This window comes from Stieleria neptunia (genome assembly GCF_007754155.1).
Lineage (GTDB): Bacteria > Planctomycetota > Planctomycetia > Pirellulales > Pirellulaceae > Stieleria > Stieleria neptunia.
This window is the reverse complement of the sequence record NZ_CP037423.1, coordinates 6,760,518-6,786,359: the sequence shown is the minus strand read 5'-3', so window position 1 is coordinate 6,786,359 and position 25,842 is coordinate 6,760,518. Positions and strand designations below refer to the sequence as shown.

General features: G+C 57.0%; 18 protein-coding genes. 7 read left to right on the top strand and 11 right to left on the bottom strand.

Going from position 1 to position 25,842, the window contains the following annotated elements:
• Nucleotides 1-7 precede the first annotated feature (7 nt).
• Together Enr13x_RS23605 and Enr13x_RS23600 are read left to right on the top strand one after the other, a co-directional pair.
• A complete protein-coding gene (locus Enr13x_RS23605; RefSeq protein WP_231743742.1) occupies nucleotides 8-1,585 on the top strand; it encodes an HlyD family secretion protein in 1,578 nt (525 codons plus the stop codon).
• Nucleotides 1,582-4,893 (top strand): efflux RND transporter permease subunit, encoded by a 3,312-nt coding sequence (locus Enr13x_RS23600; protein WP_145389299.1) that lies wholly within the window; start codon nucleotides 1,582-1,584, stop codon nucleotides 4,891-4,893. Before Enr13x_RS23605 ends, Enr13x_RS23600 begins: the two co-directional genes overlap by 4 nt.
• Nucleotides 4,894-5,163: 270 nt before the next feature.
• On the opposite strand, the gene Enr13x_RS23590 is transcribed toward Enr13x_RS23600, so the two are convergent.
• Nucleotides 5,164-6,420: an enolase C-terminal domain-like protein gene (locus Enr13x_RS23590; RefSeq protein WP_145389298.1), complete on the bottom strand. Its 1,257-nt coding sequence runs from the start codon at nucleotides 6,418-6,420 to the stop codon at nucleotides 5,164-5,166.
• 615 nt (nucleotides 6,421-7,035) lie between these two features.
• On the opposite strand from Enr13x_RS23590, the gene Enr13x_RS23585 reads away from it, so the two are divergent.
• Nucleotides 7,036-7,599, top strand: a complete 564-nt coding sequence (locus tag Enr13x_RS23585; RefSeq protein WP_145389297.1) for a protein-tyrosine phosphatase family protein — start codon at nucleotides 7,036-7,038, stop codon at nucleotides 7,597-7,599.
• On the opposite strand, the gene Enr13x_RS23580 is transcribed toward Enr13x_RS23585, so the two are convergent.
• Nucleotides 7,581-8,924 (bottom strand): phospholipase D-like domain-containing protein, encoded by a 1,344-nt coding sequence (locus Enr13x_RS23580; protein ID WP_197455310.1) that lies wholly within the window; start codon nucleotides 8,922-8,924, stop codon nucleotides 7,581-7,583. The genes Enr13x_RS23585 and Enr13x_RS23580 overlap by 19 nt on opposite strands.
• Before the next feature lie 343 nt (nucleotides 8,925-9,267).
• Nucleotides 9,268-9,645 carry a universal stress protein gene (locus Enr13x_RS23575; protein WP_145389295.1) on the bottom strand — a complete coding sequence of 126 codons (378 nt, stop codon included), beginning with the start codon at nucleotides 9,643-9,645 and terminating at the stop codon, nucleotides 9,268-9,270.
• A 198-nt stretch (nucleotides 9,646-9,843) separates the two neighbouring features.
• Here Enr13x_RS23575 and Enr13x_RS23570 point away from each other — a divergent pair, with 198 nt between their 5' ends.
• Together Enr13x_RS23570 and Enr13x_RS23565 are read left to right on the top strand one after the other, a co-directional pair.
• Nucleotides 9,844-10,860 (top strand): site-2 protease family protein, encoded by a 1,017-nt coding sequence (locus Enr13x_RS23570; RefSeq protein WP_145389294.1) that lies wholly within the window; start codon nucleotides 9,844-9,846, stop codon nucleotides 10,858-10,860.
• 135 nt (nucleotides 10,861-10,995) lie between these two features.
• Complete coding sequence (locus tag Enr13x_RS23565; RefSeq protein ID WP_145389293.1) at nucleotides 10,996-11,817, top strand: CBS domain-containing protein; 822 nt, start codon at nucleotides 10,996-10,998, stop codon at nucleotides 11,815-11,817.
• Nucleotide 11,818: 1 nt separating this feature from the next.
• Here the strand turns inward: Enr13x_RS23565 and Enr13x_RS23560 are convergent, their stop codons facing one another.
• Nucleotides 11,819-12,889, bottom strand: coding sequence for an NHL repeat-containing protein (locus Enr13x_RS23560; protein ID WP_145389292.1), 1,071 nt, complete (start codon nucleotides 12,887-12,889; stop codon nucleotides 11,819-11,821).
• A gap of 306 nt (nucleotides 12,890-13,195) precedes the next feature.
• On the opposite strand from Enr13x_RS23560, the gene Enr13x_RS23555 reads away from it, so the two are divergent.
• The gene (locus tag Enr13x_RS23555; protein ID WP_145385934.1) at nucleotides 13,196-14,782 is read left to right on the top strand and encodes a hypothetical protein; all 1,587 of its coding nucleotides are present in this window, start codon (nucleotides 13,196-13,198) and stop codon (nucleotides 14,780-14,782) included.
• A 17-nt stretch (nucleotides 14,783-14,799) separates the two neighbouring features.
• Here the strand turns inward: Enr13x_RS23555 and Enr13x_RS23550 are convergent, their stop codons facing one another.
• From Enr13x_RS23550 to Enr13x_RS23525, 6 genes are all read right to left on the bottom strand, one after another.
• Nucleotides 14,800-15,477: a hypothetical protein gene (locus Enr13x_RS23550; RefSeq protein WP_231743741.1), complete on the bottom strand. Its 678-nt coding sequence runs from the start codon at nucleotides 15,475-15,477 to the stop codon at nucleotides 14,800-14,802.
• Between the two features lie 228 nt (nucleotides 15,478-15,705).
• The gene (locus Enr13x_RS23545; protein ID WP_145389291.1) at nucleotides 15,706-16,155 is read right to left on the bottom strand and encodes a LolA family protein; all 450 of its coding nucleotides are present in this window, start codon (nucleotides 16,153-16,155) and stop codon (nucleotides 15,706-15,708) included.
• A gap of 299 nt (nucleotides 16,156-16,454) precedes the next feature.
• Nucleotides 16,455-16,958, bottom strand: a complete 504-nt coding sequence (locus Enr13x_RS39065; RefSeq protein ID WP_231743740.1) for an Rpn family recombination-promoting nuclease/putative transposase — start codon at nucleotides 16,956-16,958, stop codon at nucleotides 16,455-16,457.
• Nucleotides 16,918-17,733, bottom strand: a complete 816-nt coding sequence (locus Enr13x_RS23535; RefSeq protein ID WP_145389289.1) for an RHS repeat domain-containing protein — start codon at nucleotides 17,731-17,733, stop codon at nucleotides 16,918-16,920. The genes Enr13x_RS39065 and Enr13x_RS23535 overlap by 41 nt, the downstream gene beginning before the upstream one ends.
• A gap of 25 nt (nucleotides 17,734-17,758) precedes the next feature.
• A complete protein-coding gene (locus tag Enr13x_RS23530) occupies nucleotides 17,759-18,715 on the bottom strand; it encodes a tyrosine-type recombinase/integrase (RefSeq protein WP_145389288.1) in 957 nt (318 codons plus the stop codon).
• A gap of 281 nt (nucleotides 18,716-18,996) precedes the next feature.
• Nucleotides 18,997-21,063, bottom strand: coding sequence for a hypothetical protein (locus Enr13x_RS23525; protein WP_145389287.1), 2,067 nt, complete (start codon nucleotides 21,061-21,063; stop codon nucleotides 18,997-18,999).
• A gap of 571 nt (nucleotides 21,064-21,634) precedes the next feature.
• Between Enr13x_RS23525 and Enr13x_RS23520 the strand changes: the two genes are divergently transcribed.
• Nucleotides 21,635-23,092 (top strand): IS1380 family transposase, encoded by a 1,458-nt coding sequence (locus Enr13x_RS23520; protein WP_197455309.1) that lies wholly within the window; start codon nucleotides 21,635-21,637, stop codon nucleotides 23,090-23,092.
• A 1,628-nt stretch (nucleotides 23,093-24,720) separates the two neighbouring features.
• On the opposite strand, the gene Enr13x_RS23515 is transcribed toward Enr13x_RS23520, so the two are convergent.
• Complete coding sequence (locus tag Enr13x_RS23515; protein ID WP_197455308.1) at nucleotides 24,721-25,686, bottom strand: RHS repeat domain-containing protein; 966 nt, start codon at nucleotides 25,684-25,686, stop codon at nucleotides 24,721-24,723.
• Nucleotides 25,687-25,842: the final 156 nt, after the last annotated feature.

The following is a 25,842-nucleotide window of genomic DNA, read 5'->3' as shown; positions in this document are numbered from 1 at the left end:
GACCGTTGTGCCGTGGAAATCCGAGCAGATTGGGTTTGAAGTCGCCGGACGGGTCACCGAAGTCATTGAGCCAAACGAATCCGTGACGCCGCAAATCGGTGAAGAGCCTGCTCAGGGGGCACCGCGTGCGACTCCGCTGGCTCGTTTGGATGATGAGGCATTGCAAATTGCCGTCGATTCGGCTCACGCCAGTGTCGAAGTCGCGAAACTCAACCGCGATGCGAACCTTGTGACGATTGAGCAGCAGTTGCCAGCCCAAATCGAATCGGCAAAGGCCGAGGCCGATCTCGCCGACATTGAGCTGTCCCGCGCGCGACAGCTTTCCAACCAGAACGCAATTTCACGCTCGGAACTCGATGCCGCTGAAACGAATGCATCGACGACGAAATCGCGTCTTGCCAGCTCACGGGCCGAGTTGGCACAGGCGCAAGCCCGCCAACTCGCACTCGAAGCTCAAATCCTCGAGGCCGGGCAGCAGCTCTCCGAAGCCCGGCGAAATCTCCGAAACGCGGTGCTGTTTAGTCCTTTTCCCGGTCACGTTTCACAGATCCACGCCGTTCCCGGCACCTATGTCAAAGAGGGCGATCCGGTGGTGACGGTGCAGATGATGGATCCGATGACCATCGAATTTGAGGTGACTGCCCGCGATTCTCGCCGCTACCGTCGTGGAGACTTTTTTCCGGTCCAAGTCACCGATGGAGGCGGTAGGGCCCGTCGGCTAAGTGGAATGGTTTACCGGGTCGACACGGTCGCTGATCCGGCCGCGCGAACGTTTACGGTGACACTACATGTGCGGAACGAGATTGACGAATCCGCGTATGCGACACTGGACGCCGCGGAGCCCGTTGCCAGGACGGAGCAAATTGCGCCGCTGAATATCGGCCCCATGATTACGGGCGACCAGCGACTGCTGGTCATTCGCGAAGCGGTTCACACGATCGACGGCGAGACATTTCTCTGGAAAGTCACCAATCGCCAGTGGGGAACGCCCTCTCCGCCGGGCGATCGACTACTTTCGGTCACGAAAGTTCCGGTGCGAATCACCAGTGATGTGATTCCTTATCTGGGACGTTGGAAGTTTGTCGCGGTCGAGTTTACCGACCCGGAAGTGGCGATGGATGTCGATCACGATTTGATTACTGGCGAACTGTACTTCAAATCGAATCCGTCAGAATCGGAAGGGAACGCAGCCAGTGAGCAACCGTCCTTGGAATCCTGGACGGGATCGCATGTCATGCTTGATGATCATCGCTGGTTGTTGCGGTCGGGTGACGTCGTTCAAATTTCACTGACGCCGGACGAACCGACCGACGGCTACTACGTGCCGATGAAAGCCGTCCGTGAAGAACAAGATCAAACCTTCGTCCATGTGGTTGATGTCGCTGAAAGCCAACCGACCGCGCGACGAGTCTTTGTCGAAGTCGCCGAAGATGAATCGGTCATCGGTGAATCCGTCCTGCTTCGTATTTCGCCTTCATCGTCGGAAAACTTGCGAGACGGCATGCAGATCGTTGTCGAAGGCACGCACTATCTGAACGACGGCGACCGCGTGATGGTCTCGCCGGTTGTGGGAGCCGAGCGATGAGAGGGCTTCCTGAGTTCGCGGTACAGCGGCCGACGATCACGATCACGTTGGTGCTATTGTGTGTCACTTGGGGCGGCGTCAGCTTCTTCACGATGCCGCGCCGCGAAGACCCTGAATTCACGCTCAAGATTGCCATCGTGACCACGCGTTGGCATGGCGCCTCGGCGGAGCAAATTGAAAAACTGGTCACGGACCCGCTTGAGGATGCGATCGACGGTCTGGAAGAAGTCCGCTTGATTCGATCGACGTCCAGCAGCGAACAGTCGGTCATCTTTGTCGAACTCGAGGACAGTGTGCCGGGCGCCAGAGTCGACGACGCCTGGGATCGAGTGCGGGCACGGATTCGCAACGTGCCGATGCCAGAGGAGAGCATTTCGCCGTTTCTGTTCGACGAATTCTCCGATACCAGCGTCTTGCTCTATGCCGTTCATCAGCGTCCGCTCGACGGGGACTCGGTCATTGACCCGCAGTACGCCTACTCGCCGCGACAACTGGATCTGTATTCAGAGCGAATACGCGATGCGCTGCGACTACTGCCCGGCGTCTCGCAGGTCGGTCGGTTCGGAGTCCAGGAAGAAGCGATCTATCTGGAGACGGACGAAGGGAACTGGTCAACACTCGAGCTGACGACGTCTCAAATCGAATCCCTGGCCGAGTCACAAAACATCGTGGCGCCCGGTGGCAAGATCGACGCCAAAGACGGCCGTTTTTTTGTAAAGCCCGCCGGTGACGTCAGCGCCGTGGCGGCGTTCGACTCGCTGGTCGTCGGCGTCGTTGCGGCCGGAGAAGGCGCAGGCGACGCGGGCTTCAATCAAGTTCCACTCAAAAACATGGGGCTGAACGTTCGTCGGGGGTACATCGACCCGCCGCAGCGCATTTGCCGCTACGGAACACCCGAGTTTGAAACGGACGCCATCATCCTTGCGGTGTCGATGAAGTCGGGCGCGAATATCATTGACATTTGCGACCGTTCCAAGGGGAGCGTCGCTCAGTTGCAAAGGACGGGTGTGCTGCCGCCCGATCTCGCCGTGTCGATCATTTCGGACCAGTCGGACAGCGTCAAGCAACGCATTCGCGAAGTCGGCGTGAATATCGTCCAGGCGATTCTGGTTGTTGTCGTCCTGGTGTATTTGGTCGTCGGATTTCGAACCGCCGCCGTCATGGCCGCCAACATCCCGTTTGTTGTCATTTCGTCGCTGGCAATCATCACGCTGTTCGACGTGCAACTGGAACAAATGTCGTTGGCGTCGATGATTATTTCGCTGGGATTGCTGGTCGATAATGCCGTTCAAATCTGTGACCAGAGTCGCACCAACCAGATCGCCGGTATGAGTCCGCGCGAGGCGTCGGTCGAAGGCGCGAAGATGCTTGGCCCGTCGATGCTGAGCGGAACAGGCACGACGATCGCAGCGTTTATTCCGATGTTGATTGCAATGGATGGTGCAAATCGCGAATTCATCTACAGCCTGCCAATCACATTGTCGGTCATGCTGGCCGTCAGTTGGGTTCTGGCGATGACTTTCTGTGTGATCCTTGCAGCGTGGTTCATTCGACCGCCAAAGGATACGAGTCGCCCAACCGCACCGCTGCCGTGGCTGATGGCCAGGCTCGGCGCACTCGATCGTCAACTCCGCGGCAAGAAGAGAGCAACCACGCCACTGCAACAACAAGCATCACGGGGGGGATTCTATCAACTCTACGCTGGTGCATTAAGTTGGTCACTGCGTCATCGGTTCGTCACGATCAGCGCCTCCGTCGGCATGTTTTTGCTCGCGACCCGGCTTCCGGTTTCGAGTGAATTTTTTCCGCTCACACAACGCGATCAATTTGCCGTTGAAATCCATTTGCCGGAGTCCTCATCGATCGAACAAACGAACCGCGTCGCTCGGCAGGTGGAAGAAATGATCCGCGCGCTTAGCCATCATGTTGACGCCGAAGGACAGTCGCACGAACGCTTGCTCAATATGCGGACCATTGTTGGCGGCGGCGGATCGCGCTGGTACCTCGCATGGGAACCGGAGTCGCTGAAGCCCAACTACGCTGAAATTTTGATCCATACGACTGATGGAAAATTCACTCACGACTTCGCCGAACAACTTCGCGTCGCCGCACGACAGGGAATTGAAACGTTGGGCTTGTCGCCCGTCGCCGGCGCCCGTGTCGTACCGGTCGAACTGGCCCTCGGCCCGCCCGCTGATCCGGTCGTCCTGCGCGTGATGGGGAACGGGCTGGCGGATGCCAGCGAGCTTCGACGGGTCGCCAACCGAGTCAAATCAATCGTGGACGCCGAGCCAGACACTTGGGACGTCAACGATTCCTGGGGTGTGCCCAGCCAGCAACTCTTCGTCGACGTTGACTCGGATCGAGCCAGCCTTTCGGGAGTTCGCAACGCGGAAGTGGCTGCAACGCTCGATGCCTACTACTCCGGAAAACTGCTGACGATGTACCGCGAGGGTGACCGGCAGATCCCGGTCTATTTTCGATTGAATCCCGAAAGCCGCCAATCTCCTGCCGCGATCAAAGACGCGCACATCGAAAGCCGTGTCGGCAAGATATCACTGGCGGCAATCGCGAGTGTGAAACCGCAATGGCGATTGGAGTCCATTGATCGCCGCAATGGCAATCGAACGATCGAAGTCCGCTCGCGAGTGAACTTCGGAGCGTCCGGCAACGACATCACCAATCGGGTCTTCAGCTCCGCGGCGATGGAGGAACTGAGAGCCGAATTGCCACCCGGATTTCGTATCGAGATCGGCGGTGCGCTCGAAGAATCGATGAAGGCTCAATGGAAGATGTTCCGGTCGTTCGGCATGTCGTTCATCGCGATCATTTTGTTGTTGATTTTTCAGTTCAACAGTCTCGCCCGCACGGCGATCATCATTGTCACGCTGCCGCTTGCCCTCGTGGGAGCATTGTTCGGGTTGTGGGTCACCGGAAACGCGTTCGGGTTCATGCCGCAGCTCGGCGTGCTGGCGTTGTTCGGAATCGTCCTGAACTCGGCCATCCTGTTTGTCGAGTTCGCGGACATCGTCATGAAAGGAAGACGATCCGGGACAGATCAGCCGCTGACGCGCAGCGAGCACTTTGCTGCGATCGTCGACGCCGCCCGGCAACGATTGATGCCGATCTTCCTGACCACCGCAACGACGGTTGGCGGTCTTGTTCCCCTCGCCCTCGCCGGCGGCCCGCTATGGACCGGGCTCGCCTGGTTACTCATCTTTGGACTCTCCTTCGCCACCGCGCTGACGCTATTTGTCATACCCGTCCTCTATTCCTTCCTGTCGCCCACGTCTCGAGGAGACGTCTGATTCGTCTACGACCGGCAATCCAACGTCATTGCGACCCTGAAACGGGAGTTTGGCAATGACGCCCATGTGACTTTTGTACCGATGGATCTGGCGGTGCTGGATTCCGTAAGGGAAGCGGCGTTCAGGATCTGGATACTGTCTGAGCAGAAGACGTCTCTGAGTGGGGCACCGTAGCTGCTGTTGGTGAAACGCGGGATCGGTCTATCTGGCGAGAGCAGTTCGCTGACGAAGTCGCTCATTGTTCTGAGCGTCGTCGATGCGCCACCGTGATCAGGAAGCGGATTTCCGCAGGCCGATGCCGGCTCCGTCGGATCGGCTAATTCCAAATCCAGGCAGATTCGGAACGCAGAGATTGCCGTTGCGAATCGTAAAGTTGGAGTAGTCCAGATTTTTGCCGACTCCCGGAATGCCTTCCACGATCAAGACGTTGCCGACGCCGGCTGCGAGGTGCGCGCAATAGAGCGGTTTCGGTGTGCAGCCCCAGAGATGAGGCGCCGCCGCGATTCCCGTTTCTTGAAGGATCGGCATCACCTTCCTCCAACGAGTAAAACCCAGGGTACCAATGTCGAACACGCAAACGTCGATCAGCTGTTCATCGGCGAGCGTAAAGAAGCGATCGATAAACTTCTGCTCGTACTCGCCCCACTTCCATAACTTCGGTGCGCTTCCGGTCCGAGCTTCGCCGTCAGCAATCAGTGCCTTGCAACCGACCTTGTGCATGTGGTCTTTCAATCGCGCCAGTCCGTTTCGATGTTCTACGAACGGTTCTTCGATCCAAAACAGATCGCAGTCCGCGACACCTGTCACGTAATTCAGAAACCGATCGACTGAGTATCCGTCGTTTGCGTCGACGAGGATTTTGCAGTCGGGGAATTTCTCGCGAACGGCTCGAGTGACTTCGATATCGCGTCGGTCGCCTTCGTCCTGCTTCATCCACCGAGCGCGGCCGATCTTCAATTTGAAAGATCGATATCCGGAATCGTAGTCCATTTGGCAGGCATCAAGCACAGCCGGGACGCCGCGCGGTTTCGCCTTCGGCATCAAGTCTTCCATGTAGATCGCGCCGCTGTACGTGTCGATCTCCGTGGGCCCGTGAGCCCCCATCATTTCGTAGACAGGCTTGCCAAGAATCACACCGGCAAGATCGTGTAGTACGTAGTCCAGAACGTGCGCTTCTTCCGTCACGCCGACCGATGGATCGAACAGATCTGCCAACTTCGCGCCCACGAACGGTTTGATGACATCCTCCTTCGGCCAGCACATGCCAATTCCACGTGCCCCCTGGTCCGTGGTTGCGATGCGAAACGGCCTCGTATAGCCCGCCCCGTGAGGCCCCCGCTTGGCGTTGGGGCCGAGCGAGCGCGCATACTGGTCGCGCGAATGGAACGTTTCAAACTTGACAATACGATGATCCGCCAGATCTTTCGACCACGCGACCGTGGCATCACAGTAACCTTCGTTGAGAACACCGTGGTTGGCAGCGGCCAAACCCAGTCCACTTGCGATCAGGAAATCACGACGGTGCATTGGATGTCTCATTTCGAAAGGACTGTCAGGCTGGCGACTCAGCGATCAACATCGATTCCTCGATAATGTATCACATCGTGCGAATGCACCATCACACCGGTCTCGTGGGTAAAAAGGGCCACCGGCAAAAAGAGGGCAAAAGGCAGGCGGCAAAAAGAGCCACCCAAATGTCTCGGCGCGGGGAATAGCAGTCCGGTCACTCGCCTTCCATTTTCTAACTCAATCCACCGAAACGTCGACGATCATTGAACGATTTCCCATCGGCTAAACGTGCCGGCAGACTGGCCGGCACTTCTTTTCACCTGGATATTCGGACTTGTTCGCCGATCCCGACTGCTGGCCTCGTCACCTGCAGGGAACGCAATTCTACAGCTTGAACAAATACCCGTTCAGGCTGGTCTACCTCCGTCGGCCAGGCCGATGGATGCGCGAAGTTGTTGCGCCGTCGGCCATCGTCACGAGCGTGTTGTCGCCGAGCTGCAGGGAAACGATGCTGTTGGGCGGCGGCGATCCCCATCTCGGCAATTTCGTGGGCCTGAACCATGTTTGCGTGTCATAATTGGTGGATGCCGCTTCACGAACCTTGCCACCGCTTTCGTCCTTCGTTGATCTCGCATGTTGATTCTTTTGATCGTCGCAAGCTCTCTCGTCGTCGCGTGCTCTCCGTCGTGTAGCGCCAGGGGCCATCGGGGGGACACGCTCGAGATCCATCATTTGGACCGCCAGATCTATTACGGTGCGGCACCGCGATCGGAGGCCGATTTTGCGAAACTGCGTCGACTGGGCATCCAACGGATCATTGACGTCCGGACGTTCAAGGTGTTCGCCAGCGGGAAAGAAAAACGCCGGGCGGCCGAGTCAGGAATCTCGTTCCGGCGGATACCGATGGGTTTCTTTCCGATTCGAACCGGAAACGTTCCCGTCATCTTGTCGCAACTGACGACGGGCTGTGCCGGTCCCGTCTACTTCCACTGCAACCTCGGGCTCGATCGAGTCGGGTTGCTGGTGGCGCTGTACCGGATCGAGCATTTCGGTTGGGAACCGCGGCACGCCTTTGCCACCTGGAAAGCGCAGCAGTTCAACACGAAACTGAAGGGTCTCGATCGCTACTTCTGGCAGCACATCACTGCCCAGAGTATGACTGCTCAGAGCATCACTGCTCAGAGCAGTCCGCGGTAGAGTTCGATCACCGACCGCTTCATCATCAGCCTGGCGCGTTTGGACGCCGTCGCGTCTTGCCCGACCGACAGGATCCAATTTCTTGCGGGCACCGGCGTCGATTGGGCCAGTCGTGTTTGCAGATTCGAGCGCAACCAGGCCGCGCCGGCCGGATCGTTGGAGACGATGCAAAGCTCCAAATTCAGATGATTGGACCGGGCGTCAAAGTTGTAGCTACCCAACATCCAGCAACAGTCATCGATCAGCATCGTCTTGGCGTGCAACGTGTCGCGGCCGACGAATTCTCTCAACTGGACGCCTTCACGCAGCAGTCCGCGTTTTTGATTCTGATAGGCGGCGTAAACATTCAGCTGATCGGTGGTCTCCAGCGAATTGGTCAGGATGGTCACGCAAACGCCACGATTCCGCGCACGTGAGATGGCCGTCCGAATCGAGCGATCGAACGCTGGATAGGGTGATTCGATCAACATCGATTGTTTGGCGCGATCCATCATCTGGATGATCCGATGTTTGACATGATGTTCTGATTTGTCCGAGGAACAGTCATGTAACAACTGGATGTTGATCCCATGCAGTGCCTCGGCCATCCAGTCACACTGCGGATTCAATCCCACGCCACACTCGCAGACGACACGTTGCAAGGCCTGATTCAGCAGACGCTGGTAGTCCGCCGGTCCGTCCGCATCGCGCCAGGCATTCTTCCAATCGCTTCGACCAAAAGGGCGGTAGCTGAGCACGTCCAGTCCAAGCGAATCCTTTGCGGGCGCAGGTTGAACGTCGGGGGTCGCCCAGAGCCAGTCAAAATAGACCTGTGTCTGTTGAGCGATTTCGCCAAAGATGATGGCGTCACAATCGACAAAGCCACGTTCCTGTTTCAACCCAAAGTGTTCGTTTTCAAGGTTGCTGCTGCCGATGATGGCGTTGCAGCTGTCGACCACCATCAGCTTGGAATGCAAACGACGATTCAGCCAACGCGGGTGGCCTTGCTGCGGAGGATGGTAGACCCGCAACTGGATGCCGTAGCTGCTCAAGTACTGCTCGAACTTTGCCGGCAATCTCGATTTCAATCCGTCGACAAGGATTCGCACGCGAACGCCGCGCAGGGTGGCTTGACGCAGCAATTCCAACAGCGCGACCGGCACTTCATCGGTATCGATTGCGTAGTACGACAAATCGATGGTCTGACGAGCTTGTTGAATCAGATCGACTCGAGCTTGAAGCGATTCATGCGGTCCATCCAAAAGACGCACGCTGCTCGCGTTCGCACCGTCCGCGACCGGCAACGTCAATGCCATCAGCACGACCATCACGCCGCTGCGCAACATTCGAACTGCAAACCGACAGTAGGGGGAGGGAAGAATCGATTTGAGCATCTGCCTGCCGAACGAAGCGAACTGTTACTGATTGATCGGCATCGTCGCGAGAGACCTGAACCGGGATGTGGAGTGATGGTCTGCAACGGTCGTCCGCTCTATGGACATCACGCGTGATGCATCATTTGCACCGCTGCGACCGGTTTGAGATCAGAGAGAGGGCGGCCGGCCGCTTACGCGCCCGCGGCTCACTGCATCAACAAACAGGCCGCCCGCGAGTTGCGCGACGCTGAAGCGAGGCGGGGGCAACGCACGACCGCTCAAGCCGTCCATTGAAGTACGCTTGCGCGGCGGTTTAGAACCTGCGATAGCAGTGGGGAACCACCAGTACCGGGACGTCGCATTGATCCATCACGTTGGCGCTGAGCCAGTTTTCGACGACGGTTCCGCTGCTGGCCCCCATCAAGACGAGGTCCGCATGGATGTCCTTGGCCGCCGCAATGATGGTGTCGACAACATCACCCATCGCCACCCTGGACGTGACCGACACCCCGGTGTCGTGAGCCGCTTGCAGAAACACCGCACAGCAGTCTCGACCGGCGGCCTTCGATTCGTCGTCTTTCAAAATATGCAACACCGTCAACTCGGCATCGAGCTGGCGTGCGACAAGGATCACATAGTCTGCGATTTCAACGGCCGCTTCTTCGCCGGCGGTCGGCACCAAGATTCTCATTTCAATCCTTCTCCGTTAAGGGTTTCGGCCGGCACCATCAGGCGGACTGCGTGCCGGATCGCCCATCTTCCATTGAGCTTGACTCAATCATACAGAATTCTGCAGCGCCGCTACGGTCGAGCGTGAAAGTCCGGCTTCGTGGAGTGGCACGGGAAATGCAGTGTGAGTGGTTGTCCTTCGTTTTTGGGAGTGATTGGAATGAATGGTTCTTGGCATTTGGGACGGCTTGCTGGCATCGACGTGCGGATTCACTGGACGTTTTTGCTGCTTCCGATTTGGATTTACTACTCCAGCCTGGCGGCGGGAAGCGGCGCGGTCGCTGCCACCGTGGCAGTGTTGCTGGTTTTTGCGATCTTCGGCTGTGTGGTGTTGCACGAACTGGGGCACTCCCTGACCGCCCGCCGGTTCGGGATTCCCACGCGCGATATCACGTTGCTTCCGATCGGGGGTGTCGCCAGTTTGCAGCGGATACCACGCAGCCCGTGGCAGGAACTGGCGATTGCGATCGCCGGTCCGGCGGTGAATGTCGTGATCGCGACGGCGTTATTTGCGTCGCTGCCCCTGCTGGCCGCGACGTCGATTTTCGCCGATGGCGTGCTGGCGTTTCTCGGTCAGCTGGCGTGGGTCAACGTGGCCCTGGTGGTCTTCAACATGCTGCCGGCGTTTCCGATGGATGGCGGTCGAGTCCTGCGGGCGTTGTTGGCCTTGGGCATGCCCTATCGTAACGCGACGCGGCTTGCGGCCGGCGTCGGCCAGGTCGTGGCTGTGCTGTTCGCGCTGTTCGGGCTGCTGTCGGCGAACCTGATGTTGGTCATCCTGGCCGGGTTCGTGTTCTTGGCCGGCCGCGGCGAAGCGATGATGGTGGAGCGTGAGGCGGAATGGGAACAACGCGGCTGGCGACCGATCGATTCGACGGCCGATCAACCGTTTCCGATGGAGCAATCGCACCTCCAGCCGGCCAGCCGCCAGCAGTCAGCAGCCGAGCAATCCTTGCCGGTCGTCAATGCACAGTGGGATGCCCGCAACGTCTTGGGGTGGTTGTCCAGCCAATCGGTCGACGAATTCCTGGTGTCCAGCCACGGCGTGGTCGTGGCCGTCGTCCGAAAATGCGACCTGCTCAAAGCCGTCGCGGCGGGCATGGGATCGTTCACCTTGGAACGACTTTTATCCGGTCGTTTCCTGCCGTTTCGAAACCTGAGATCACCATCGATGTAGACTGTTGCGGACCGCCTCACGTCGACGAACTGGCGTGACGCGGCCGCATCTGCGATCATTGACACAGCAGAATCGCAACCCGTCATCGATGCGGTGTTGAAAATGCAACCTCTTCCCAGCCGATGAGAACCAGTCGTGACCGCCGAGTCCAACGAATACGTGACGACCGAGTGCCCCAACGGACATCGTGTCCGCGGCGACGTGGGATGGTTGCATCGCGACGTCCGCTGCCCGCATTGCCAGGCGACCTTTCGGTTTGATCGGCCCGAATCGACCGCCGCCGTCGTCACCGAGGTGAGTGGCCCCCCGCCGGTCGAGGCCCGGTCGCTCAGCGATACCGGCGTGATGCGGATTATTGACAGTTTCGGTAAACCCGTCGTGCCCGAAGACGACGGGCGGACGCGTCACTGCAGCAATTGCGGGGCGGTCTATCCGAGCAGCATCTCGGTCTGCTTCAATTGCAACCTCGAACTCGGCCCGCCCGAAGACGATGCGGCGGGACGCGCCGCATCCGCGGAGCCGGCGTCCGGGAAAACCGGCAAACGTGCGAGCGTTGAATTCCAGCCCGTCGATGAGTCGCCGTTCCAGGACGTCACGATCGGTGCCGTGATGCGGCCTCGCAAGGCGATGATCGAACTCAAGGCTTCCCATTCGATGGTGGAGACCTTGGATCGCATTCGTCAATCGCCGCATTCCTGCTATCCCGTCGCAGAGGATTCCGGCGACGATTTGATCGGATGGGTCGGCGTCGAACAGATCCTCTCGGCCGAATCAGACGCGTTTGATCTGAGCCAGCTGGCCAACCCGATGGCGGTGATGCACCGGTCGCGTCCGGTCAGCGATCTGTTGCCGATCCTTCAACGGACCAAATGCTCCTTTGTCCTGGTCAGCGAAGGAACCGACACGGTGGTCGGAATGGTGACGGCCAAAGACGTGTTGCTCAGCCTGTTGAAATGAATCACACGCGCGTCAGCTTGGTGACGCGTCCGGTGGCGACCCATTCGGCGACGTGGATGTTGCCTTCCTGATCAAAACAGGCGTCGTGCGGGTGGATGAACTTGCCGTCCTGCCAACGCGACTCGTCGGCGCGAATCGATCGCTTTTTGTCAGCCAGAATCCGCTCGCGATCGTCACCGATCGTTGCCACCGGTTGGTAATGCAAATCCAACAGCGAAACCCGCGCGACGAGTTCCGGAACCAGCATCAAGTCCCCGTGGGTGTCGACATTGGCCGGCAATCCGAAACCCTCGACGGTCTGTTGGTACTGGTGGTCCATGTCAAAAAACTGCAACGTGTGATTGGCTCGATCGGCCACCACGATGCGTGATTCGATGCCGTCGCGGTCATCGACCCAGATGCCGTGGGGCAGATTGAAAGTGCCTTCGCCCTTGCCGGCACCACCGAAGTGGCCTTTCCAGTTCCCATCGGCATCGTAGTGGTGGATGCAGTAAGCGCCGTATCCGTCGGCCAACAGAAAATCGCCATCGGGCAGAAAAGCAAAATTGGTCGGCATGAATCGGTCGCGACCCCAAATCTTTTTCGGGGCACTGGCTTCACCGTCGGCGTAGCGGTCCGATTTCATCGGCGCATACTTTTGCCAAACCACTTCACCATCGAGCGTCAGCTTTGCGATCGTCTTGAGGTGCTGGTACCCGCTGACGTACAAGAACGGCGTGCCGCCTTCGACACGGATATCCAGCCCATGGCCGCCGCCCTGAAATTGCTGGCCGAATGCTTTGACGAATCGCCCCTCTTCGTCGAACACAAAGACCGAGGGATGATCGGATTTCTTGGCGTCGCCTTCATGGATCACATACAGTCGATTGTCGCCGTCCATGGTGACGTTATGCGTGATCTGCCAATGGTACTGATCCGGCAGCTGCGGCCAGTGGTGTTGGCATCGAAACTGGAACTCACCGCTGCCGACGACGTCTTGGGCGTCAGATCGTTTCGATGTGATGATCGCGGGGGCGGCAATCGCTGCGGCACTGGCAGCGAGGAACGTTCTTCGGGGGTGTTGAGCGGGCATGAACGGTCCGGAGTGCGAGGGGATTTCGGGGGATCGCAAGCACCCAGTCTAACTCAGCGGCGAGCGGCGTAGGGCATGCTGTGCATGCCACTCGCCTGTCGATCTGCTAATTCCCGCCTCCGAGTTCGGGCAGGATCAAGCGTTTGTCGGCATGGGGTGCATTCCCATTTAGTTGACGTTTTTGCTAGCAACCCGTCGGGGGCTTGGCTGCTGTTTCTGGATCCGGTGTTGACGGTATCTTGGGCGATTCAAGGATGATTTTCCACTCGCCTAGCAAGGATGCCGACGACAATGCAAGGACTAGACATGGGGCAAGAGAATGGTGAGCGGATTGAGTCGGCTGAAGAAATGCTCGCGCTCTTTTACGCTCAGTTGGTTCCCAAAGTTACGCTCTGGAAACAACGGATCTCAGATCATCCCGAGCAACTCGCAACGCTGGAAAGAACCATCCATGATGCCTTTGCCCGCGGTGCGGACATGGTCGTCGCCGGGCTGATCTCCGCGACCATGATCGAAAAAGGTTTTGAAAAAGCATGCCAATCGAGTCGGGTCAACTTCTCAAGACCGCTTCAGAAAGGGCGCGAGACTAGGGTCGCCGTTCGATTGCTCGGCGGCATGCTGTTCTGGGCCACAGCGCTCTACTGTGCCCCTAAGAAAAAGTTGCTTGGTCGAGACGATTCGCCCCGCGTCGGCTTGCATGTTTCGCTTGCTCAATTCGGGTTCGGCAAAGGCGTCTCGCCCGCGCTGGAGAGTCGCGTGGCACGCCAAGTGGCATTGTGTCCTTCGATCGAAGTGGCTCACCGAGAACTGGTTCGCGATGGTATCACACTTGATATCAAGGCGGTCAAACGGATCGCCTATCAATCTGGCGACGGCTTATTGCGCCTACGACGGCATCGGCTCAAACTGTTTCGGCAGGGCAAGTTGGCGAGCACCGGTGAATTGGCCGGGAAACGAGTGTCGGTGCAAATTGATGGCGGAAGAATGAAAATACGCGGCAAAATGCTACCTGCATCGACTTCCAATGCGTCAAGCGATGATGTCGCTCAGGGGCAAGCTGACTCGCCCGGACGCTCGGCAAAGAAACCTGCACGCTCGTTTGAAGCGGACTGGCGGGAGCCTAAACTGATGACGATTTTTGTTCACGACGAGCAGGGGCGGATGGTGAAGGAGCATGAAGCGACGATCGATGGCACCCTGACTGGGCCCGACGCGATCGCCGAATTGGTTGCGATGCATCTGCATCGGCTCGGAGCCGCGGAGGCACATAGCGTGACGTTCGTCGCCGATGGCGCCCCCTGGATTTGGGATCGTATTGATCGCATCATTCAATATGCGGGACTCACGAGCGTCGTCACGCATCAGGTCTTGGACTGCTGCCATGCGGTGCATCACGTTTCCAAAGCGCTTGCTTCGCTTGGGCTCGACGCAGACGTCCGCCAGGGGCTTTATCGTCAGTACCGAACGCTGCTGCGAAACGGTCAATGGCGGCGAGTGGTTGATGAGCTCGCCGGCCTAGAACGCGTCGGAAAATCGGCCACAGAACTGGAAACAGAAATCCATTACCTTTGCCGACATGGTGAAGCGGGTCGGTTGAGTTACCCTGCCTATCGTCGCAGCGGAATCCCTTGTGGTAGCGGGGCGATCGAAAGCAGCATTCGCCGCGTGATCAATTTGCGTCTAAAGAGCAATGCAATGTTTTGGAAAAGCGAAAACGCGGAGCAGATGCTTCAAGTTCGCGCTCATCTGATTCCTAATCGTTGGGATGAATCAATCGGCGAGCTGGCCGAATTCCGTCGCACCCAGGCAAGCGACAGTTGGCACTGGGAGCCTCGTCCAATGAGCTGCAAAGTTGAAGCCACTGACCAACAACTCCTTTCGGCCGACGATTAACGTGATTTTTGCGTCAACTAAATGGGAATGCACCCGTCGGCATGTTCGGCGATGAACATCTCGATCGAACGCGCCTGTTCGTTGATCGCGTCTTCGGCGGCCTGTTGGACTCTTGCGTCCGCCCGGCTGGTGAATAGCTTCGGCACGTCAACGCGGACTTTCATTTCGACGGTCAACTGGACCTCGGTACCATCGTCGCTCGGTCGCGCTCCAAGCGTTGTCTCGTAGCTTTCCAGGTTGCCGGCCGCCGCAATCGACTTCGTCACAACATTCATCGAATCAGCTTCAATCGCGGCCTGTTGCCGCAGCGCCAGTTCGTCCGCGTCGATCGCTGGGTCGTCCAGACGCACCCTGATCTGTCTGATCGCGTCGAGGTTCATTTTTGATTTGCCGCGAATCGCGTTGAGCAACGGTCGATCGTCGGCACTGGCGTCCACCTGCAGGTCCCGAATTTTGACGTCAATCAGTTCCATGCCAGACCGGCCGACGATGGCCGCCGTCGCGTTCTTTCGCACCATGATCTGTCGAAATTTGTCGAAGTCGCATTGGACGACGAAGCGTGTCTGATGCGCGCCGATTGCGAGGTGGCTGACCGGTCGGAGCGCCCACGCCGCGGTCGCAATGACGGCGACGACCAGCGACACGATCGCGACGGTCGTTCCCACTCGGGGCAATGTCCAAGTTTTTCGATTCATGGGGACTCCACTCCTGTTTTTCCATCCTCTGCATCAAAAGTCGGTCGATAGAGCGTTTGGTGTGTTGCTGCTGACCCTTTTGTTGCGAGCGTTTTATCTACTCGTAAGATCGCGTAGTCAGACTTGTCGATCCAAATTGTGTTGATTGAAGACCGGCCGGAAAACCGTATCCGATAGCAATCACTGTCGTCGATCCGGCCACGTTGCAATTGTGTTGGATTTTCGACGTTAGAAACGTATCGTTCGATCCGCCTCATCGGGCATCAAAAGCCCAGCGATTAGGCTAACACTTCCATCCGTGATTGCATGTGCTGATGACAGTGCTGATGAAAAATTCTTCTCTTTGCGATCGGCATCATCAATGCTGTTCTTGCTCTGTACCTTGTCGCCATCCTGAACCAATTCGTACTCGAAGTCACTCTCGAATTCGAAATGAAAACGATTCGGGCGTCGAAACCTTGTTGAAAATCTTGCGTGATCTTGAACGTCGTTCCCCTTGAATCTGGTAACGATGGTGCCGGTGTCAGTGTAGATTTTGCATTCGGAATACTTCGCACATGCTCGTTCAAGGATCTCCGTTGCACTGAGGGTGTTAGGCGGGTTTTGAGCGATTGTCTGCTGAACAGACAGTGCAGACACGAGCCACAAGAATGAGAGCCAACGCAGAAAGAAAATCATTTGAAGCACATTTTAATAGAGGTTCCAGTTGCGGCGGTTGAGCACGTGCCTGACGGTTGTTGCTCAATTTAGACTAGCAGATGGGCCGTGACCGCATCGCTCCTCGAGACAGTCAGCTACATCCGCAAGGGAAACTTTTTTCGCTCGCCACTGCACCTATGAAGTGATTTCAAAATCGGAGGCACGCATCCTTGAATCCGATGCCGTCCGTTGCACCCACAGGGACGGTGCGAGGGGATGGTAGAAGGGCAGCACGGGAAACGGATTGCATTTGCCGAATTGAAGCTCAAAATGCTGCACTACACTCCACGCTCGCGAAGTTGACGCTTTAGGTCGCCTTCGAGTGCGGCAAGTTGCGCGGTCGATAAATCTGCAATGGATGTCTGGTCGAAACCCAGAAGCTCGCGGAGGAGTTCAATCCGTCCACGTGCTTCAGCACCTGCTTCGCCCTCTTGACGAGCCTGGTCGACCGCGTACTGCATTCTGGCACGTTCATCACGCTGTGCTTTGAGGCGTAGTTCATATTGGCTACGCTGCCCGGGAGTACGTTGGATCATTTCGAGGACCTCGGCGGCTTCGTTGAAGGCGCGTGAACTGAAGCGTTGTCGAATTTCAGCGGCGGTCATTTCGTCGGCTCGGCGGAGGAAGTAACACCAAGCTTCCACCGGGTCGGTGACCACCCCATTATCGCATTCATTGAACAAACGGGGATGGTCTGAGAGGGGATGATGAGCGCGTTGGACAGCATCGAAGTTTGCTTTTCTAAACCTCCCGGCTTTTACCGTAACCCTTCGCAATGTCATCAGCTAATCCCGTTTGGTTGGCGGGTTTTGCAACCTTCTTAAAAATGCAGACCATGCAGGCTTGGATCGCCCCGAAACTCACAACATTTGCACAAGTGTTACTTTGAAGGCCTTCCGCAAAAATCCTCATACAGCGACCAAACGCACCTGGCCCATTGCCGTCGTCGCTGCCGGCACATCCGATTGCACCGATAATGTACGATACTGGAACTGCTGCGCAGGCTATAACGCAACCAACAACAAGGATCGGTACTGCTTCTCCGGTAGGGTCCACATTCGTAGTTGGCTGACCGTTCACATACTCGTACAAATTCCAAGGGCTGCCCTCATACCCGATCGGGTCTCTGGAACAGAAGCGTCCGCTCAGCGGATCGTACATCCGCGCCCGGTAGTGGTACAGGTCGAGGACGTTGTCCCACTCACGGCCGGTGTAGGTGTAGCGGTTACCTTCGGCCGTTGATGTCCGAGCCGTGCCGCTGGCATCGAAGATTGAGAGATTGCCGTACGCATCGTAGGCGCACCTTTCCTTGATCATCCCGCTTGAATCGGTCAGCGCAGTGATGCTGTACTGTTGGGTGCCATCGTAGCGAACCGCGAACTTGGTCGATGACTTGTCGCTTTCAGTCAGTGATTTGTCGGGCGAGCAGATATGTTGACGAAGCGTTTTGCAGCTACGAAATTGTTTTGAATCGGCGCACGACTTAACGCCTCCCGCGCGGGGGCGCGCGAGACGGCGTTGAAGGGTTTGGCGGCGGGACGATGGCTTGCAGAGCATCCCGCCATTGTAACTGATGGACAGGCTATTCGGTGTCGCTTTGCGGTGGGCGGTCCTTGGCTCCCGGATGGGTTTTGTCGTGGACTTCGCGCAGGCGTTTGATCGACACGTGCGTGTAGATTTGGGTGGTGTTGAGCTGCTCGTGACCGAGTAACGTTTGGATCGAGCGCAGGTCCGCGCCGCCTTCGAGCATCAACGTCGCCGTGGTATGGCGGAGCATGTGGCAACTGCCGGGCTTCGTGATGCCAGCAGCAGTCAAGTAGCTTCTGACGAGTTGGCTGAGTGTGACCGGATGGAAGGCGTTGCCGCGGGACGTCAAGAAGATCACGTCAGTGTCTTCGTCGAGCAGTGCGGGGCGACCATCGTGAAGGTATTTCATCAGCCATCCAAGGGCTCGCTTGCCGGTCGGCACGACTCGATCCTTGCGGCCTTTGCCTTGACGGATCATCGCTAGGCCAGACTCGTGGTTGATGTCGTCGAGCTTCAGCGCGATCAACTCGGCGCGCCGCATGCCGGTGGCATAAAAGAGTTCCAACAGCGCGCGGTCGCGAAGGCCGGTTGGCGTTGTGAGATCCACTGAACTGAGTAGCGTTTCGATTTCATCGATGGTCAAGTGCGATGATGGAAGACGCTGTTCTTCTTTGGGGAGTTCGATGCCGGTTGATGGATCGCCGTCGATCCAGCCTTGTTCGCTCAGCCATGCGAGCCAGTGACCAACCGTAGAGAGGTAGCTGGCCTGAGTGCAGAACTTGAGCGGCTTGCCGGTGCGTTCGTTGCGGTAGTGATAGAGCCAGCGGCGATAAGCTGCGAGTGACTCGGCGGTGATCTCGGTGACGGACTCGATACCGCGTTCGCTTGACCACGTGATGAACTTGTTCAAGACGTAGTCGCGGCGCGAGATGGTCGTTGACGACCAGTTGTTCATCTTCAGGTTGTTGAAGTAACGAGTTAGCAGGACGGTGGGAGTAGGAAGGTTTGACATGGATTTGCATCCTGGGGTTGTGATCGGCGCGTACCGGTAGCCGGGCGTGCTCGATCAGGGTGAAAGCGGCCGTGCGAACGTCACTCGGCCGAAGAAGATGGCATCACCGATCACGGCGATGCAGCTATGGCAAGACTTTCAATGAGGGGGCCTTGCGAGGTTTTGGCATCGGTTTTGATGCCAGAGCGGTTAGGTCGTTGCGGCGCAACGACTTATTGGATGTGCGAGGTGGAGTGAAGCGACCGCAGAGCGGCGACAGAGCCGGGGTTGAGCTCACTTGCTCAGGGGGTTGAGGTTTCGACCAAGGGGGTCGAGGTTTTGGTTGTAGTTGCAGGTGTCTTGAGTTTCGCCGGATCGATCAGACCCATCAGGAACGGTTGGCCTTCGCGGCCCTCCCCACCGTAAAGCAGTTCGTAGACGTAGCGTTGGCCATTGCGACCACGGTGAACCAGCACGTATTCCAGATCGACAAGCCGACCAAGATGCTTTTGGATTTGCGAATCGCTCCAGTGGATCGCTTCCCTGACATCGCGGCGGGTGAACCGGAATGCGTCCCGCGGAAGCCCGATCGATCGTGAGTTCGAGTCGATGAAGTCATGCAGTCTGCCGAGCAGGTTTCGCGTCTGCGGTGCGAGTTCATCCAGACTGCGTCCGAGGACTTCACCCGCGATGCCGTTGGCGATCGCGATATCACCGGGCTCGACGTTGATGAACTCGGTCGAGATGTCGCCTTGTTGTGCCGAATGAATCGTCCGCTGATGCTGGTGCAGGAACGCGATGGTATTGATCAGCGTCAGATACTTGATGTGATCGCGTCGCATGCGTGTTTTGTGATTGGGGAACGTCAGCTGCGTCGCAAACGGGTTGAACACTTCGACGGGCTGCAACAACCGCTGCGCGTTTTGGTGAAGGCGTTTCAACTGACCGGCAAGGTAGCCATGTTCGGTGAAGTCATGCGTGAACGATTCACGTTGCTTCGACTGGATTGCATCAGTCTGTGAATCGGATTCATCAACGGTCAAGATCAAGCATCGATTGATCAGTTCTTCATCGATGTCGAGGGCTGTTGTGGTGAGGAAGATCTGCGTCGGGCCTTCGACGTGATGTTCTTGGGTTTGGCTGCGTCCGTCTTCGCCGCGGCCGACGGTGGCATGACGCAGTTCGCCTTCGCTTTGAAGCAGCTTCAGTGCGTAGCTTGCTTGGCGGATGCCTTCGTCTTCGGCGATGGCCAGGATCTTGTGACGGATTGAATCGCTTTCGAGATAGAATAGCGACTGACCGGTCATGCCGCTGAAGCGGTTGACGTCTTCGGTTGGCATCATCGAGAGAACGGCATCCATCAGTGATGTCTTACCGGCACTGGATGATGATTGGATCACAATGGCAAGCGGCTTGGCAAGCTTGCGGCTGGTTGCGGCCAGGTAGCCGGCGAGCTTGTTGGTGGATTCGCCGACGATGCCGCAAGCGTCCATGTCGGCGACGATGCGTTCGAGCAAGTTGGGCGAGCGAAGCAGAGCCAACGCTTCGCGTTGCTCTTCGTCGCTGAGCTTGACTTCGATGCGCGCCGGTTGTTTCAGCGCCGCGATGCGATCCGACTGCAACGCTTCGAGCTTGAGCAGTAACGTGCCGATGTCTTTTTTGATTGTATCGGCATCGGTGTAGAGTTCCGTTGCGGTAGCCTTGATGAACGACGTGCGCGAGCGTGCCTTCACAAGATCAAGCGTGTCCATGTGAACGAGTTCATCGCGCGATGCCATCAGGTTGACCTTGAGTGTCAGCGTCGACTTGTTCTTTTCAAGACCACGAATGCGATAGCGTCGATCATCGCGGATGAAGATGATTTGATTGTCTTCGATGATCAGTTCGTCACTGTCGTCCGTTTTCGTGTCCTTCGTTTGTTTCGTGGTTGGTTCTTCCGTCGTGGCAACCGGAACTTGCGTCGCGGGGCTGATGGCGGGTTCGGATTGACCGACTGTGATCACGTCTTGGCCACTTGCGTGCGCATCGATCTTGTAACCTCGAATGCCAATGATGTTGCCTTGTTCGTTGACGATCGAAACCGTGACACGGCCACGCATTACTTCGCGTCCGTTGGCTTTGTAGAGGCCGGCTTCGACGAGTGCGTCACGGACTTCACGGCCGCGCTTGATGCGGCGTTGTGGGATCTGCTTGCCAAGTGTGCGATCGGCGAATCCGACTTGTTGTTCGGTCGCTTGTTCGCCAGTGAGATGGAGTTCGTCATTGACATAGGCTTTGGCGCGGTCGTTTTCGTTGAGGCAGCCTGCGTAGAAATCGGCGATGGCCTTGATCGGGTTATCGAGGATCGCGTTCAGGAAGTCATCGTTCATCGTGTTGGCTCCGTTGGATGCGCGCAGACCGGTGGCCCGGTTCTTGCTCTGTGACTTGTTTTTGGAAAGATCGCGGGGAGAGGTGTCGGTGGTTTACCGAGCGGGTCCGCGGAAGCTGCGCACCTGTCGGCTGTCGTAGGCGGTCGAGAGCCTTGAGGGTGCAGAGGCGAAACGTGGATCAACGCCTCACGGATCGGCCGGCCCTCCATGACGCGACAGCTTCCGCTCACTGTCAAGCGACGGAATCAGCCAACCGCCGCGAAAGTAGAAAACCACTTCGTCATCAATCGTTAAAGTCAACGCACTTGGTGTTAACGATCGCACGTGAGTGTTTTTTGACTCTCGCCTTCTCTCGGCCTGATCGCCGGAGGGTCACGGGTGACGGCGTCAGTCCGGCTCGGCGAAAGCCAAAAAACGTAGGGGGAAGAGTGGGTGGTCGATTCGGTGGCGTTGGTGTCTAGCCCGGATATTGCATCCGCTGATACGATTCCCCCTATAGCGCGAAAGCCTTAGTTCGTGTATCTATTGGAGTTACGACACTTCACAGAACACGAAACCAAGGCTTTCGGCAGTGACAAAGCGTAATCGAAAACGTCCCGCATTGAAACGCCTCCGCAGGCAGGCCGTTGAGGTGGATTTCAACGGCGGATCGCTCACCTCCGACGGAGGCCTCGTCCTGCTTCGTGAAGTCGACAAAAAGCTCAATTTGATCGAGCGGATTGACCAAGCCATCGACGACCCACGTGATCCGTTTCACACCAAGCATTCGCAAGCGGAAATCCTCATCAGTCGAATCTTTGCGATCGCTGCAGGATACGAAGATGCAAACGATCAACAGCATCTTCGCAACGATGCCGCCTTTCAAGTCGCCGCCGGACGGACCCCTCGAATCAATGCCGGGGCGGACGACGATGAAGATCCCACTCTGGCAAGTCCCTCGACGCATTCGCGATTTGAAAATCGAATCGGCAAAAAAGAACTCTTCGAGCTCAGCAAGATCCTCGTTGACATTTTCCTTGACAGCTTCGACACCCCGCCTGGTGAAATCACGCTCGATCTAGACGCAACGGACGACAAGGTACACGGCGAGCAAGAAAGAAGGGCTTTCAATGCCTACTACGACAGTTACTGCTTCCAACCGCTGTACGTATTTTGCGGCGACCAACTTCTCGTCTCTTATCTTCGTGCGGCCAATCTCGGTGATGCACACCACGCACGCGGGATCACAAAATTACTCGTCGCAAGGATCCGCAAACGATGGCCTCAGGTCAAAATTACCCTTCGTGGTGACGGAGGCTTTGCGATCGAACGCCTGATGCGTTGGTGCGACAAAAACGATGTCCACTACATCTTTGGTTTGCCCAAGAATAAGGTTTTAGTCAAGGAAATTGCTTGCGAAATGACACGGGCAAGAATCCTTCGATCACACCGGGGTGGGAAACAAGCCTGCTTCAAATGGTTTCGCTATCGCACCGGCAGGACTTGGGACCGCCATCGCTGGGTGGTCGGCAAAGCAGAGTACACTGGCAAAGGCCCCAATCCTCGCTTCGTCGTAACAAACCGTTTCTCAAGTGATGGCATTGTCGACACGACCTACCATCGACCGATGGTCAACGGCAAAAGGCAACCGTTGCAAGTTAAGACTCCAGGAACATGGTGTTCTGTCGCCTTTGCCCCGGAGAAGTTTTATCGAGAGCACTACTGCATGCGTGGCGAGATGGAGAATCGGATCAAAGAACAACAGCTTTGCCTGTTCGCTGATCGCACCAGTTGCACCCGTTTTATTGCCAATCAGTTCCGCGTGATGCTTTCATCATTTGCTTACGTTCTACTCGATGGGGTGCGTCGCCTGGGCCTGAGTGGAACGAAACATAGTCGTCTACGCGTGGACACAATTCGATTGCGTCTATTGAAAATTGCAGCACGCGTGCGTGTGACTTGCCGTCGTGTGATCTTTCATCTCTGCAGCCACTGCCCCTGGGAACCGCTGTTCAATCAGGTGCTGACGCGTCTTTGTCGTAGCGACTAGCTACCCCCATCGCATCGCGATTCATCACCCAGCGACAATTTTGTCCTCTGGGGGTGGGGGGCCTCTGCCCAAAGCCAATCAATTGCAGCGAAAATCGGCCATAATAGGCAACGCCGCCGTAACTCAGTCCAAAATCACAGTCAACCACTCAGCGGATGCAATATCCGGGCTAGGCTTTAGCCGATCTTTGTCCGGTCGTGCGAGCGCCGAAGGCGTCGTGGAGAGGCGCCTGAAGGCTGGACACCAACGGTTTGGATCCATAGCCATGAATGCCGAGGAGCCTGTCGGTGATTCGCAGAGGGCTTTGGCCGAACAGACAAGCTGTCGGTTGACGGTTGACCGAGTGTCTCGTTCCCGGCTTACCTCGCTTGGGCTCGGACGCGGTCACTTACGCCCTTCTTGATAACGAACTCGGCATCCTGCCTCGCACTGTTCTTATCGGGCTCCGCCCTCGGCGTCGGTGCTGCTCGCTCGCGCTCGGCGCTACCCTCATCCTTCGGTCGCTGTCACCACCTCCGCGGGCCGTCGGCTCCGCTCGGTCGATCCCTCTCTCACTGCGGTCGACGAACGATGGCCCGCTACCTCACACCACAACCATCATCACTCTACCACTCCTTGTCTCCCCCTCTCCTTGTCTCCCTCTCTGCCTTCCCGCTTCCTGCCATCGTTCTCCGACTGACATCCTGTCACCGACGGGTTTCAGTCGACGGGCATCCTACCCGCCGTGCCTTCGGCGTTCTTTTGCGCGTCCAGGTGCTCGGTCGGTCTTGTGGCAAGACCAAGTGGCCTCCGATTGCGGCGGACGTTGGCTCGGTCCTGTGATCACATCAATCGTCCGCCGCTGATTTGCGGGATTCAACCCCCGTCCCCTTTGATGTTTCCTGCGACGTTCTTTTCTACTCGAAGTGCGCGGTCCGGCATCGTGCCGAAGCCAACCGGCGGTCATCGTGACCGCCAGCGGTAGTGAAGCGGATGGGCCATCCATTGCGGCGGAAGTCGACTCGGTCCTGTGATCACATCAATCGTCCGCCGCTGCATTGCGGGATCCAACCCCCGTCCCCTTTTATCCGTCCTGGTCTTGTGGCAAGACCAAGCTGCCTCCCATTGCGGCGGAAGTCGGCTCGGTCCTGTGATCACATCAATCGTCCGCCGCTTGATCAGTCATTAGCCGCTGACATTGTTTTGCCCAGTCTCACTTTTCGGTACCTGACAGCTGATACCCTGAAAAGTCCTAAATTGCCAGTGATGAAATAAAGCCCACTGCAAACCAAACAAACGCAAATCCACCGTGAACAAAAATCGAAACTTGACCTAAGTACGTAAACCGAAGAAGGAAGCCAAGTAGACAACATCCACCAACGACAAAGACCAGAAACGGAAAAATCACACCTGCATGCGGTACGAATGTGATGTCAATTGGCACACCTAACGGACCACAGAGCATTCGCAGGCAGTTCCGCACGAAGAGTTTGAGTCCAATGTCAAGGCGATTAAGGTACAACGCGGCGAACAGCGATGCGACAATTGCATAAACGGATAGTACGGAACTTGTTCGCAACCATGAAGTGCGACGAAGTAGAATGTTCTGAAGGTCGCTTGGCTTGTACGGGTTCGTTGTCACGGTTGAGTCAGTTCCGAGGGGCGATTGTCGGGCCTGGACCAAAATTTGGGTTTGCCAGCAATTGAGAAAACAAGCTTGCGTTGAGACATCCGCATCCCGCCTTCCGCAGCTTCTCGAGTTGGTTTGCATAGCCTGCGTCATGAACGACGAAACCCCCGTAGGATTCCGAGTTTGCTCCGTTGGGGCTGACTCCCGACAACCAACATGCTGCATCAACGACATGCGAAGCGCTGAATGTCGGATTCCCGACTGCTGCACGAAAAGACCCACCTGGTTGCTCGTAGATCTTCAGTTCCCAGCCACTGGGTAGCCTGATCGTCCATGCACGCGAACCAGATATCGTTACTGATGGCGTAGCATTGATACCGGACCCCAGGATTTGAAGAATCTGGTGTATTGTTAATCCCGCTTTGTCCTCATCCACGCGAAACGGGTCAGGCTGTAGATCAAGCCCTAGCTCAAGCAACGCTAGCCTGACAGCTTCTGCCACGGCATAAGGAGCGAGCTCGTTATTGCACTCCTGAAAAGAATTGTCTGCGAGCGTCTTCAGAAGAGTCTTAGAGGAATCGGATAGCGATGACTTGTCGATGCATCGCTTTTTAGCACATAGTAATTCACTGCACAGTTGGACTAGGCCAGACGGATCAAGTGAATCAAGCGGACTTGATTGAACCAATTCGAAGAGATTCCAGGTGCTACCTGAATACCCAATCGGATCACGACTCAAAAACCGCCCACTTACAGAATCATACATCCGCGCCCGATAGTGGTAGAGGTCAAGGACGTCGTCCCACTCGCGGCCCGTGTAGGTATAGCGGTTACCTTCCGCCGTTGATGTACGCGCGGTTCCGCTACCATCGAAGATCGACAAATTGCCGTACGCATCATACGCGTAGCGTTCCTTGATCGTCCCGCTCGAATCGGTCAGGGCGGTGACGCTGTACTGTTGGGTGCCGTGATAGCGAAACGCCAACTTGATAGTTGGCGCATCGTTTTCAGTCAGTGATTTGTCGGGCGGGCAGGTTTGTTGACGAAGCGTTTTGCAGCTACGGATTCGTTTTGAATCAACGCACGACTTAACGCCTCCCGCGCGGCGGCGCGCGAGACGGCGTTGAAGGGGGCAACGACG